The organism is Nitrospira sp. MA-1 (assembly GCA_032139905.1).
Taxonomy (GTDB): Bacteria; Nitrospirota; Nitrospiria; order Nitrospirales; family UBA8639; genus Nitrospira_E.
Genome location: JAQJDB010000005.1, coordinates 469,920 through 483,582 on the forward strand (window position 1 = coordinate 469,920; position 13,663 = coordinate 483,582).

Here is a 13,663-nt window from a genome sequence, read left to right on the forward strand (position 1 = left end):
CTCTATGGGGATTGAAGGGTAAGTCTTAGTTCCGCTTCTTCGGAAATGAGGCCAAGGAAAAATTCAGGACAATGTCGTTTTACGGACTTTGTGAAGCAAAAGTCCCCAAAGCCATTCTTCCTCGCTGAATCAATACCATTGTGTATCCAATCAGATACAACGGGTATCTATTCGGATACGCGTCCCACGCTGAACAAGAACTGGTCCCTATCTCTAGCCCTTTTAATCCTCGAGAAAACTCTTATGAATGAGAAGCTTAGTCGAGTTTAGGTGAGAGTGGTGGTAGCTATTGCTGAATGCGGCATTGCAATTGCCTTTATTGCAATAATTATTTGGTTACGTAACAATTCCGCGCAGCATGCCATGAAAATAAGGGAGGTCACAATTTCATAATGGAGTGGTTGGAAAAAAAAGGGGAGCATAGATTCTCTAACAACTGCAATACCATGAATTGATCTACTTTATATTTTTGTAGCGGTATTGCTGATCCGGCATCATTACGAAGTCTTCTTTTCCCCTTCTTCCAATTCAGAGCTGAAAGATATCGGCCTTTCAATATAATCCTGGTCTGTGTAGGCACCATCAAAAACTGAAGCATCAGGGTATGACCTGATTATAAGGTCGAATGATGCAATTAACGCGAGAAGCTAAAAGTGACTTTCTGAGCTGGAGAGAATTATCCGAAATTCCTATGAGGTTCAAGTGGATATACTGACAAATTCATCTTTTAGTCGTGATAAATTTTAGTGCATAAGGTTGTGTCAAAGCACGTGTGCAACTGGAAATTCCTGGGTACAAAATTCCTGTGATAAAGATATGTGAAGGCTCATTGCTATTGTTGGCCCCTTGCCGTTTAAAAATGCTTTATGCAAGTGGATCTTAGTGACCAGAGGATTGAGTGGGATGGATTATTTGACCCTAACATTAGGGAATAAACCGAACCAACTGATGATCCCTCCAGGGGTTCGTGGTGGGAGCCCACAAAGCGAAAGATGAAAATATTCAACTATCATCTACTAGTGGCAGCTCAGGGGGAGAAGAAAGGAATTTGAATGAAAATTACCCCGGCGTTCAATTTATTATTGTTCATTTTGTTCTTGGGAATGATTCTTACTACTAATGGGTGCGTGAGGGTTCATGTTCACGTAGTCCTTCCTCAAACTTCCAGCATACAGTGTTCTGGCTGTCCATCAACTCCTGATGTGCCCGATTCTCCAGACCAAGGGCCAGACGACGGGCCTGAGAAACTGATATCTCTTAATATTAAAAAGCATCCATCGGTAGAACTGACTGAAGAAGAAGCTATTAAAATTTTAGAGCAGGCGACCAAAGTGGCGATTACGGATGGCCAATGCAATCTCAAACTGGTTCGCAATGGAGAGGGAGAAATTGAGAATTTTACCTGGCCCCAAGAGGGACCCAGAGCAGGCGTAGTTTCAAGTAAGTTTGATTTTGAAGTTATTACCGGATTGCCGGGTGTGAAAGTGATTGAAGATGTCCAATGGTGTAGTAGGCCTGGCCCATGGATAGGTTGTGCTGAACTTCCAGGTGATGCTCTGGTTGTTGAAATGTTGCGGGAGAAAAAAGGAGATAAAAACCCGTTTTATCAAACGTTAGGTATTCTGTGGCTTCACGAACTTGGCCACAATAAAGGTAACTACCATCGATTAAATTCAACGGCGGTCATGCATCCCCAAATTTTCTCAGAACACAGCGCACTAACTTCCACCGAATGCGGGAATTTCAAGCTACCATAGAGGGCATGATGAAACATAAAATCTGGTGCCCTTTAACCACCGAGAGAAAAGAGAGAACCTTAATGAACAAAATAATATTAATAGTAGGCATGCTCTGGGTGATTGGAGGAGGGTTTTACTTCAATCATTTTTCTTTGGCCCAGCAGATAGAAGATGAAAATGCTGTACTTATGCCCGTTGAGCAGTTCGTACACCTAAGCTTTGTTGATAGCTTCCCATTCGAGAAAATCAAACAATATAGCGCTACACCTAAAATCCAAGCTGACACAGTTAAAAGGTTAGCCGAAATGTTGAAGACAGATTGCACCCCGTATTGTACCAATACCCTCACTATGCTGGGCATTATTGGGGGACCGAATTCAGGAGATGCCATTATTACCTTTCTTCAACAGGACAATGAATCTTTATTTGCTAAGGAAAAAGCAGATGCCTTGATGATACTGGGATATTGGATTAACAATGCGGAAGAAACAACGAAAAGGAATCTTGTGAAGATTAAAGCCCAGGGTATGGGCCAAGGTAGGGAAATGGGGAGTGAAAAGGAAAGTGCAGATAGACAAATGCTCGTGGAAGCGAATAACGCACTAATAAACAAGGCGACTGAATTCAGCAATTGTCTGGTATCTGAGATTCAGAATGGCAGGAGTGAGTGTTCAGGAAACCAAAAAACGGAAATAATTTCACCCAGCCAAATGATAATTAGAAAACGAGCAGCCATTACAGGACTTGCCTTAACAGGGTCAAAGCACATCAAGGTGAAAGTAATGGAAAATGGCGAAAATAAAGATATGACAGTGAAAGATTACCTAGAACTTCTCCTCAAAAATACTGAAGTTGGCACTTCATCACGGGCACACATCACTGAGGCGCTCGAAGCCCAAAATGGGATTGCGGCATTGGGGTTAGCTTGCTATTACGAGAAAAGGAGCAGCGAATGTCAGGGAAACATAAAAAGGTTTATTGGCCAAAAATAAATAATGAATAACAGATTCAATTAGTCTAAAAAAATCTGAGGAACCCTGCTTCACCATAGATTCGTAATCAGAATTTGAGAAGTTGAAAGCTTTTATCGGTCAAACTTTCAAGATAGATTTAGGAAGGAAAAGCAATGCTTTCCTTTTATTTCGGAGAGGGCTTATACCTATAAACAAAACTCCAATGGGGTCCTTTGTTTGCAAACTCAAATATCATGAAACCTAGGAAACCAAAGATTGGAAAGGAAAATTCCTTCTGGAATGAACATTCCCTGCCACAGCCTCAAATTTTTTAAATTATTTACTAACACTTATACATGGAGGAAAAAATGAGCATTCCGAGAATTGCCGTTGTCCTCATATTTTTGTTTGGGATATTGACTGGTTGTCATACACCATTAATTGACGTCCACGTTGACGTTCGTAGTGGAGTACAACCTGGGAACGGTCATCCACCGGGACCAGGCCCTGCCTGTCCACCAGGTTGGCCGGCTCACCTATATTATATGTGTCAGGGTGGTACTCCACCTAATAGTGGAGTCCTCGAAAAAATTCATGGTACTGGTGCGGGGAAAATTTATGAAGTTAAGGTCGAGGATAAGGGGCAGATCATAAAGTTGTATTTCTCTGTCCCGCCTGATGACGTTCAAGATGGTCTTCAAGAAAAGGATGAAGTAGTTTTTTCTTTCGACGATCCTGGTACTAGGAAATTACTAAAAGCACAATAATATCTCTATGTGCCGGTTCTATTGATTACAATCCGAAAGGCATGTCCGATGTTCGGTTCTGCATAATTTTCTGAATACCTTTCGGGGGATAGCAGATTGGACCAAGAGTCCACATTTGACATCTTTTTTAAGATGAAAGAGGATGCTTAGGGTTAGAGAGGGCAAATATTAAGCCTTTGGAAAAAGGCAAGGTTATAAAGCCCATTTTAAGGGGCACATGGTTTTTTCAATGCTGGGCATTCATAAACGAATGTTATTACGGTTTTTTGGCACACTCATACCGGTCCTGACGTTGCCATTGACCCTGGCGACCTTCAGCCGGAGTCAAGTGACGACGGCCATTACCTCCGATGGCACAATGGGCACGGCGGTTACTCAGATTGGAAGCCTTCATGATATCACCGGGGGGACCAGGCCGGGTAATGGCCATAATCTATTTCATAGTTTCGGTCAATTTAGTGTGGCAGGAGGGGACATTGCCAATTTTCGGAACAACACTGGACTTCCAACAGAAAATATTCTGAGCCGTGTCACTGGCGGTAATCCCTCGAACATTTTGGGAACGATTCAGACCCAAGGGTTCAGCAACGCCAACCTGTACATCATGAATCCTGCCGGCATCATCTTTGGTCCTGATGCCTCGTTGAACGTAGGCGGGTCGACACATTTCACGACCTCTGATTATTTACGACTTAGTGACGGCATCCAGTTCACCGCGCTTCCCAGCGCTCAAGATGCATTGCTGACTGTGGCGCCCGTCGCGGCCTTTGGATTTCTGGAATCGAACCCTTCTTCAATTGTAGTTGGGGGAAGCTCGTTATCGGTTTCCGAAGGACAAACGTTTTCGCTTAATGGTGGAGAAATCAATATTATTGGCAGTGAACTCAATGCACCAGGAGGAAAGATAGTCTTAACCAGTGTGGCCTCGCCTGGTGAGGTGTTGGCCACTACTTATGACAGTGCACCCAATGTCAATGGGCAATCGTTCACCAGGATGGGCAACATAGCACTGTTGGAAGGCACGACGCTGGATGTGTCCGGCAAGCCGGCAGGGACGGTAGTTATTCGTGGTGGTCAACTTATGGTCGATGGTTCAACCATTTCTGCCAATACCACCGGACCTGCAAGTGGACTTTTAGAGTCTCCAGGAGCCGGAATTGACATAGCGACTACTGGAAACTTTCTTATCGATAATGGGTCTCTCATTGAGGCAAATGTTTTGGAGGGTTCCCTGGCTGGTAAAGACATCTTCTTGAACGCCGGCCAAACTTTGGAAGTAAGGAATAACAGCATGGTTCACACGTATGCGCTTGGTGGATCGGGGAACGCCGGGAATATCGAGGTATATGCGGATAAAGTCCTAATGTCTGATGCCTTTCAACCTTTTGAGAGCGTGACATTTGGTGCTTTTCTCGGGAATTCGACAGGAAATGCTGGGAATATCTCAATGATCGCAAAAGATTTCCAAATGACGGGAGCAGCCATGACGGCTACGACGGTTGGTGGGACGGGGCAAGCGGGGAATATTAATGTCAAGGCAGGCGAGATGTCTCTCAATCGCGCTGTCATTTCGGCGAACAGTGTTGGTTCGAGTGGTAATGCAGGACATGTCCAAATCACAGCGGACAAATTAACCCTTAGGAATTTTACTAATATTGAATCCGCTTCTTTTGGGGGTGCGACGGGTAATGCTGATAGCGTCAATGTAGTGGTCAACGGCCAACTGACAATAGAGGAACGCTCGTCAATAGTTGTGCGATCTGCAAGCACGGCTGCAGACGGTGATCTGACGATTAGAGCGGAAGATATTGTCATCACGGGTATTCGAGACTCGATGTTCCCGTTAGTAGGTCAAGCTGGTGCGGATTTTACGGGTCTTAGAACGACCACGAGCAATGGGAAGGGTGCGGACATGCAAATCACGGCTCGTAATCTTCAGTTGACAGATAAAGCCTTCCTAAACGCGTCCACCGATGGCCCTGGGCCAGCCGGAAATATTTCAATTAATCTTTCAGGCGGGTTAAAGATTGCTGATGGCGGAGAAATCAGAGCCATTACTGAGGGAAGCGGTGCTGCCGGCAAAATCGAGGTGGTCGCCGATTCGGTTGAGCTTTCCGGAAAGATTGCGTTTCCCTTTATTGAAAGGGATGGCACTACGGTTGCTTTAGGTTTTAGTCGAATCTCTGCTCAAACCGATGACACAGGCACTGGCGGAACAATTGGGATCACGGCCCGGGAGATCAACATACTTGATGGAGGTTCTGTGACGTCCAGCTCATTAGGCGAGGGAGACGGGGGGGCTATTCGTTTAAGTGCCGACACGATTTCGATTTCTGGTGAGAATCAAGAAAAGACGGCATTTGGTGTTGATCCGCGTTCGTCCATCACCACTGAAAACGAGGGCCGCATTCCAGGGCCGGAAGCTACAGGCATTGCCGGGAACATTAATATTCAAGCTGGGACCCTGAATCTTGAACAGGGGTTGGTCAGTGCTCGGACAGCAAGTGCGGGAGTAGGGGGAACCATTGAAGTCTCGACGAGCCAACTCTCACTTACCGAAGGGTCCACCATAACTGCGGGGAGCACCTCCACCGGGAATTCCGGGGGTATTAATCTTAAGGCTGATGCCACTGTTTTGATAAGTAATAGTGATGTCACAACCGAGGCTACCGAAAGCGTTGGAGGCAACATTTCCCTTATGGCTAATAACGTTACTTTTGATAACCATGCCATCGTTTCGGCATCAAGCTCAGGGCCGGGTAACGCTGGGAGTATTCAAATTACGGCTAATGATACGATCTATCTCGATAAGGCCACCGTGGCCACGGACGCTCAGATGGCTTCAGGTGGCAACATCACACTCACCGCCAACCAGATGATTCAATTGGTCGACAGTACCATTGCGAGTTCGGTCCAGGGGGAGGAGGCAGACACGACCGGAGGCGATGTCACGTTAGATCCGGATTTCATCATACTTCAGAACAGTGATATTCTGGCCAAGGCTGTGGCCGGTCAGGGGGGCAATATTACGTTAATCGCGAACAAGGCGGTCTTATTGGATGCCCAGAGCACGCTAGATGCCTCCTCCCAAACGGGGATCAGCGGCGCGGTCAGGATTGAATCGCCTATTCAAGTGCTGAGTGGCACGATTGCGCCTCTGCCCGATCAGCCGGTGAACGTGGCCACGCTCTATGCGTCCCGCTGTGTGGCAGGAGAGGGCGGCCACTTTAGTACCTTTGTGGATTCCAAGTCCGACAGTGTGGCGCCCACGCCCGGCACCTTTTTAGCCAGCCCGTTCCTGCCGGTCACGGATGTGTCACAGCAGGCAATGGCGCAGAACAAGCAGGCACATGCTTTGGAAGTGACGCTATCCGATCCAGAGGCTTCAATTCATCTAGCGGCTTATACGCCCCCCGTGCTGTTCACGCAGGCCACAGGCGAACCTATTCCCTGTCCGTAGGTCGTTCCATGAAGATTTGGCCCTCGGTTTCCCTCGGGCTTTTCATCTTCCTTCTCGGCGGGGTGACCTATGGTCAAACGCCCCCTCCCATCACGTCGTCAGGTTTAAACACTCAAATCAGTGCCCCGGTGAATGTTCCTGGTGGAGGGGTCCAGCACAATATTACCGGCGGAACGCGACCGGGGGGCGGAGGAAACCTGTTTCATAGCTTCGGGGAGTTCGGGGTCCCAACGAACAACATTGCCAACTTTCTGAACGATTCCGGACTTCCGACATCCAACATTCTCAGCCGGGTTACGGGCGGTAATCCTTCAAACATAAGGGGGACGATTCGGACCCAAGGCCTTCGGCAATGCCAATTTGTTTCTTATGAATCCGGCTGGGATTGTGTTTGGGCCCAATGCCTCCTTGTATGTGGGTGGGGCTGCTCATTTCACCACGGCTGATTATTTAAGACTCAACGATGGGGTCCAGTTCACGGCTCTTCCTGGGCCACAGGATGCGCTGTTGAGCGTGGCCCCGGTGGCAGCCTTTGGATTTCTTGAATCCAATCCGGCTTTTATTTCGGTTCAAGAGAGTACGTTATCGGTTTCAGAAGGACGGACCCTTTCGCTGGTTGGGGGAGATCTAACAATCCCTGGTAGCACTCTTAATGCGCCGGTAGGGAAAATTGCCCTAGCCAGTGTGGCCTCGCCTGGAGAAATTCTGTCGGAAACGTTGGCTCAGGCCCCCAATGTTAATGGGCAATCCTTTGAGGCGCTGGGCATGATTCACATCTCGGAGAAATTTGTCATCGATGCCAGCGGTAAGGGCGGCGGCACCGTGGTAATTCGAGGCGGCCGTCTTTGGTGGACAATTCCATCATTTCTGCCAATACCACGGATCCGGCCATGGGTCCGCCGGTGGATAATCCCGGTACAGGCATTGATATCAATATGAGCGGGAAGGTCGTGATTCAGAATGGCGCCACCCTCGAATCAAACGTGGCCGAAGACGCCGCTTTGGGGATTGGATCGGGTGGTGTGCATGTGAAAGCTGACCGCATAGAAATATTGGGCCCTCAGGATTTTGTTCCTCCTGATCCTTTTGAGCCCATTGACCCTTCTAATCCTCCTGCTCTTCCTCCTTTTTCAGGTATTAGGTCGAATGTTGAGGATGGTAGTAGGGGAGGACCAAGCGGAGATATTCTGCTGGAGGCGAATTCTTTCCTGATGAATGATTTTGGGACCGGCAGCTTTGTCCAGATCCAAACCAATACGGCTGGTGAAGGCGACTCTAGCAATATTAGTGTAAGGACCTCCGGAAATCTCGACCTCCTGGGTAGTTCTATCGGTGGATTTTCCGGTTCATTTTCTGCATCACCTTCGATGTCTGTCTTAGGAAATGCAACTAATATCGAACTGACGAGCACGGCGGGAAATATTTCGTTGACAGAATCCTTCGTCAGTTCGCAAACTTTTGGCGGGGGAGTTGTGGGATCTATCAAGGTGAACGCGCCAAAAGGTGACATTCTAATGACTGGGTCTGGAGCGGATATTTTCACTTTCATTTCAGGAACTGCAGGGGTTGAAGGCAATGGAGGGATTCAGGTTACTGCGAACAACCTGATTATGAATGGGGCTCGCATTGCGATCGACAATTTTTTCCCGGCTTTGCCAGGGGCTATAACCTTGAACCTCTCCCGGAGCTTGATTCTGAATAGTGCCAACTTGATTCTGGATAATGGCATAATTATCCCTGTCCCCTCTGGCATTCAAACGACCACAAGGGGACCAGCCTCTTCTTCTGATCTGAACATCAGGGCATCTGACATCTTGGTTAGCGGAAACAGCTCCCTTTCCACAGAGACGTTCGGTCCAGGTGATGCAGGTGCCCTCACTGTTTTTGCGCAGAATCTTCACCTGACCAACGGTGGGCAATTGCGAAGTAGCAGTACGATCGGTCCTGCCTTCTCAGGACAGGAACCTCCCCCCCCTCCCTCCGGCTCGGGAGGAACGATCAATATCCAAGGGTTGGCCATTCCTGCTGATTCGATCGTGATCGAAGGTGCCGGTTCCGGAATTTTCACCGACACTGAGGGCAGCGGGTCGGCTGGGAGCACCACGTTGACTGCAAGGCAGCTCACTATCACTTCGGGCGGAAGGATTGAGGCCAATACTTCAGCTCAGGGCGCTGGTGGAAACATTACCGTGAACGCCCCTGGCAACGTGTCCATTAGCGGAAGGTCGGGTGGCGTGTTCAGTCAGACGACTGGGACGGAGCCCGGCTCCGGGGCAGGCGGGGCGATCTCATTGATGGCTGGTCAAAACTTCGCCCTGAGTGACGGGGCAACGGTCTCGGCGAGCAGCGACGGACCAGGCAATGCTGGAAATATTAATATCACCGGCCATGACACGATTCTGATCGATAAGGCCACCGTAACCACCGAAGCGGTCCAAGCCTCAGGGGGCAATATCACACTCACCGCAAACGACATGATTCAATTGGTCGACAGTACCATTGCCAGTTCGGTCCAGGGGGACGCAAACACGGCCGGAGGCGATGTCACGTTGGATCCGGATTTCATCATACTTCAGAACAGTGATATTCTGGCCAAGGCTGTGGCCGGTCAGGGGGGCAATATTACGTTAATCGCGAACAAGGCGGTCTTATTGGATGCCCAGAGCACGCTAGATGCCTCCTCCCAAACGGGGATCAGCGGCGCGGTCAGGATTGAATCGCCTATTCAAGTGCTGAGTGGCACGATTGCGCCTCTGCCCGATCAGCCGGTGAACGTGGCCACGCTCTATGCGTCCCGCTGTGTGGCAGGAGAGGGCGGCCACTTTAGTACCTTTGTGGATTCCAAGTCCGACAGTGTGGCGCCCACGCCCGGCACATTCTTAGCCAGTCCGTTTCTCCCCCAAATGAGTTCATCCCCTTCGGGCGCATTGGGGGATACCGGTACGCGCTCCGTGGATTCTGGCCAAGACTCGACTTCCTCTATCCATTTGGCCGCCTATTCTCCTCCCGTGCTGTTCGGGCTAGGTGAGGGGATGCTTTCTGTCTGTCCTTGATGTGGGATGTCGGATTTCGGACATTTCCCGATGTACCCACCCGCGCTCCTCTAAAATAAATTCTTAGGAAGTTCCCCGTGTCATCCTGCCTGGTAGATTATGGACAGGCATTCCCATACGACGTGTCATTCAAAAAGGTGTGATTGTGCAGCTTGTTCAATCGCCATCATCCCCGGCATTTATAATCCGAAATCAAGCTTTTTTGGCTTTGGCTCATTTCGGACAGATTGCGATGGCTCCTTGCGCGAATGACATGGAGGGTCTTATGGATTCCCGATGGTTAGAGTGGGGTATGACGGAGAGGGGGCGAGGGAGAACGAAGTTCTCACGCGTCGAAGGGCTTTTTTATCCTGAACCCTTTGGTTCTGTCAGGACATATTTCCTGAAGGATCTTGAATAGTTGAGTTATCTTCAATCTACACATAGATCCTTCGTTTCACTCGATGCCAATTTGATGAGGGCTAAACCGAATTATGGATTGGATGTTAAATGGCTGAATGCGACGATCAACGTTTTTTGTTATTTACCACGGTTAGACAGGAATAGCACCCATGCAACCGCCAGCCCGATTATGCAGCTTATTGAAGTTCCGAGGACGATGTTTTGGTAAATTTCATAAAGTTGCATGATCGAAACCTTTTGCAAATGAGGGAAGTCCCCTCTTGGCTTCCGTTAATTGATCTTGTTACTTCTTATGTAAAGCAACCATGGTGCCGTTTGGAGAGAATTTCATGCGTTGAGAATTTCATGTTTAAAATTAATGACTTGCGGGCTTGAAATCCCCCAAAATGGGGGTGTCCCATTCAAGCGTGTTTGTCTAGGTGGTCACGACGTTGTCACCATGTCAACGGCTGTTCTCCTTGCCGCTGAATGAGCTAACCGTTAGGCCTGACGGGTTTTGGAGGTTTTTGTCAGGAGGGGGAAGCACGGTGATGTCTCACTTCTATCCGTCTTAGCAGGACCCCAAAATACCTGTTCTGTCGACTTGGGTATGTAACATCTCTTTTAGGACTGTTTCGTATGGATACCCGCTTACAACTGGGGGGATGACAAGCAGAGAAAACCGGCCGGAATGACCGGGAAGGGGATCAAGGTACTAAAAAAGACAGGAGCGGAAGATCGATCAATTAATTAAAGAGGGCAGGACCCGGATTTGGTTCGTGTGGTCTGGTCGTGACAGCATGATTTATAGAGGAGGCGTCCTTCGATACAAAGCCAAAAATCGCCGGGCCACTCCGTGTGATCAGTCTGGGAAATACACGATTAGAGCCAGTTGTTGATCAGGAGGAACGGTGCCCAATAGCCGGGATGTCGATAGATAGGATGGTCGAGCAGGGCTACTTGGGCTTCCCGAAGGGCCTGGGCTTTGGAGAGTGATGTTTCTTTGAGCCGCAGGTAGAATTGATTGACCAGATTGGAGGAGGCCTGGTCATTGATGAACCATAAGGTGGCCAAAGCGCTTCGAGCTCCCGCTTTCACGGCTACTCCGGCCAAACCCAGGGCGGAACGATCGTCTCCCGTTGCTGTTTCACAGGCGCTCAAGGTTAACAGATCCAGGGGGATTTGTCGGAATTGAAAGAGTCCGATGAGTTCTCTGAGTCGATCCATGGTGAGTTTGTTGTCATAGGTGAGCACGAACGAATTCTTGGCCTCATTTTCAAATTTTCCATGTGAGGCGATATGAATAATAGTAAAGTTTTCTTCTTTCATGTCCTGTTCAAGATTGGGAATGCGGAATTTTTCGTTCAGGAGAGTCTTCCCGCCAAAGAGGTCTTGAAGTTCCCTGACCTCCTGTTGCGTATTCGGAAGCGGTGAAAATCCCTGCACGCCTTCGGATAGTCCAACCGACAAGAGATTGATCTGCTCCCGGTCCAGGGGATGGGCATCGGTGAGCGTCAGTCCTGGCGTGATTGCCAGGGCATACGTTTGGATGAGGAACTTTTCTCCGTCATGGAGAGACCCCATGGGTATGGTTCGCAATGATCCATCCGGAACGAAGACGAGTGTCTGGATCCCGAATTCATTCAGGGAAGGTTCAAGCGGTCGGATGATCAGGTCATAGAGAGATTGCGCATGAGGCAAATATTGATGGGTGGTGCGTTTTTCCAATAGGGTCCGGAACAGGTGAATTTTTTTGGTCAGGTCACGTTCCTGAACAGGAACGGTGATCTTTTTCATCGTTCCTCCAAGGCTCATCAGCAGGACCATCCGGTCAGGAAAAAGAATCGGATAAATGATCGCCGTGGAGGCGGATACTTTATCTATGGCTTGAATTCTTCCCCTATTCGCTTCCACGCAATCGTCTTTGAAGTAATCCTGTAATTCTGCGGCCTTCAACGCTTCTATGGTATCCCGGGTTTTGAACAGGAGTCCTTCCTTTCTTGGGTCATTTGTTACCTCGTCCGCCCGTTGGAGTAGCAGATCAGCGGTCTCAAAAAACAAGGCTCCCAGAGATTCTCGAAACGATGCCGGGTTTTGGGGAAGCCCGACTGCTAGTTGCTGACGAATGGGTTGGAGCGTATCGATCGCCCGTTGGTAGGCTGAAATGGCCTCGTCCGTCCGACCCAGATTTTTGAGGTGACGGCCCATGTTCCATTCCCAGCGATAGAGGGCTTCCGGGGCTTGGCCCTTTTGACTCGTCCGAATTGCCAATTGAGTGAGTTGAAGGGCTTCCTCATGGCGGCCCCCTTCTTCGTACAATTCTCCTGAAAATCCCCATCCATAAGATTCATTTTTCCAGTCTCCAATTTCCTTTGCGCTACGTATGGCTTCCCGAAAGGACTCAGCGGCTTGCGTGAATACCGGTGCATGTTCCGCTGAGACCTGGGTACTGAGGTCTCTCAATCCCATTCCGATGGTGAGCAGGTTTTGAATCTTTTCATGGGAGTCCGGAAGCTGGCGTGTTTTCTCCAATGCCAGTTGCAGGTGGATTTTTCCATTTTGTGTGGACTGCTGCCGGATTTCCACCAGGGCCGCATTAATCATGGCTCGAATTGAGAGAGGTTGCAAATCGAGGGAGTCGGCGAGAATGCTCGATTCTGTATAAGCTGCAAGGGCTTCAGTGTCGCTCTGGCGAACCGCATGGGCATTGCCCAGATCATTGAGGATGGCAGCCATGAGCGGTCGATCCTCAATTTCCCTGGAGATCTTCAGACCTTGTTGCAGGATTTCGAGCGCGGAATCTGATTCTCCTACATTAAGGTGCACGATGCCCAATTGGCTGAGCGCCTGGGCCATCAGGCGGGGCTGGGTGTTTTCCTGTGCTGTTTGGATGGCGGTGCGAAGGAGTTGTTGCGCCCGTTGGTATTGGCCCATATCGAGAAAAGCTCTTGAGAGATAAATGAGCGCTTGAATCTGATTGGGATGATCTCCGGAATTTTCATAGATCTGAGCGGCTTGAGTCCAGGACCGGGTGGCCTGTTCAAGCTGTCCTTGCTGGTAATGCCGGCTTCCATCCTCCATCAGGGTTTGAGGGGATATTTCCTCTCCACTGGAGTTGGTGAACCCTAATCCACCTGACCCCAGGATGAGAATGAAAACCAGAGGACCATAATCAAGACGTTTGAGGAACCCGCATTTGAGCAACGTTGCAGTCCCTTCTTTCGAAACGATCCTTTTACGGAATCTATTCTAGGAACTCCCTTCAATAAGGTCAAAGCGAGGGATTGTGATAGGGAGGGTTTTGGGGTTC

The 13,663-nt window shown here is 49.0% G+C and carries 6 protein-coding genes and 1 pseudogene; 6 read left to right on the top strand and 1 reads right to left on the bottom strand.

The window, feature by feature from the left end; genetic code table 11:
- The first annotated feature begins 1,052 nt into the window (after positions 1-1,052).
- From PJI16_06555 to PJI16_06580, 6 genes and pseudogenes are all read left to right on the top strand, one after another.
- Positions 1,053-1,757, top strand: coding sequence for a hypothetical protein (locus PJI16_06555; GenBank protein ID MDT3777215.1), 705 nt, complete (start codon positions 1,053-1,055; stop codon positions 1,755-1,757).
- Positions 1,758-1,819: 62 nt separating this feature from the next.
- Positions 1,820-2,731 (top strand): hypothetical protein, encoded by a 912-nt coding sequence (locus tag PJI16_06560; GenBank protein ID MDT3777216.1) that lies wholly within the window; start codon positions 1,820-1,822, stop codon positions 2,729-2,731.
- Positions 2,732-3,060: 329 nt separating this feature from the next.
- Complete coding sequence (locus PJI16_06565) at positions 3,061-3,459, top strand: hypothetical protein (protein ID MDT3777217.1); 399 nt, start codon at positions 3,061-3,063, stop codon at positions 3,457-3,459.
- A gap of 217 nt (positions 3,460-3,676) precedes the next feature.
- Entirely contained in the window at positions 3,677-6,919 is a 3,243-nt protein-coding gene (locus PJI16_06570) for a filamentous hemagglutinin N-terminal domain-containing protein (protein MDT3777218.1), read from the top strand.
- 354 nt (positions 6,920-7,273) lie between these two features.
- Positions 7,274-7,858 (top strand): annotated as a pseudogene (locus PJI16_06575) (hypothetical protein).
- Positions 7,768-9,972, top strand: a complete 2,205-nt coding sequence (locus PJI16_06580) for a hypothetical protein (GenBank protein ID MDT3777219.1) — start codon at positions 7,768-7,770, stop codon at positions 9,970-9,972. Before PJI16_06575 ends, PJI16_06580 begins: the two are co-directional and overlap by 91 nt.
- A gap of 1,263 nt (positions 9,973-11,235) precedes the next feature.
- Here PJI16_06580 and PJI16_06585 read toward each other — a convergent pair.
- The gene (locus PJI16_06585; protein ID MDT3777220.1) at positions 11,236-13,557 is read right to left on the bottom strand and encodes a CHAT domain-containing protein; all 2,322 of its coding nucleotides are present in this window, start codon (positions 13,555-13,557) and stop codon (positions 11,236-11,238) included.
- Between the last annotated feature and the right edge of the window lie 106 nt (positions 13,558-13,663).

Bases quoted from the DNA above. Each gene is read 5' to 3' on its own strand.
- PJI16_06555 (MDT3777215.1), top strand. From the start codon at position 1,053: ATGAAAATTACCCCGGCGTTCAATTTATTATTGTTCATTTTGTTCTTG.
- PJI16_06570 (MDT3777218.1), top strand. From the start codon at position 3,677: ATGGTTTTTTCAATGCTGGGCATTCATAAACGAATGTTATTACGGTTT.
- PJI16_06560 (MDT3777216.1), top strand. From the start codon at position 1,820: ATGAACAAAATAATATTAATAGTAGGCATGCTCTGGGTGATTGGAGGA.
- PJI16_06565 (MDT3777217.1), top strand. From the start codon at position 3,061: ATGAGCATTCCGAGAATTGCCGTTGTCCTCATATTTTTGTTTGGGATA.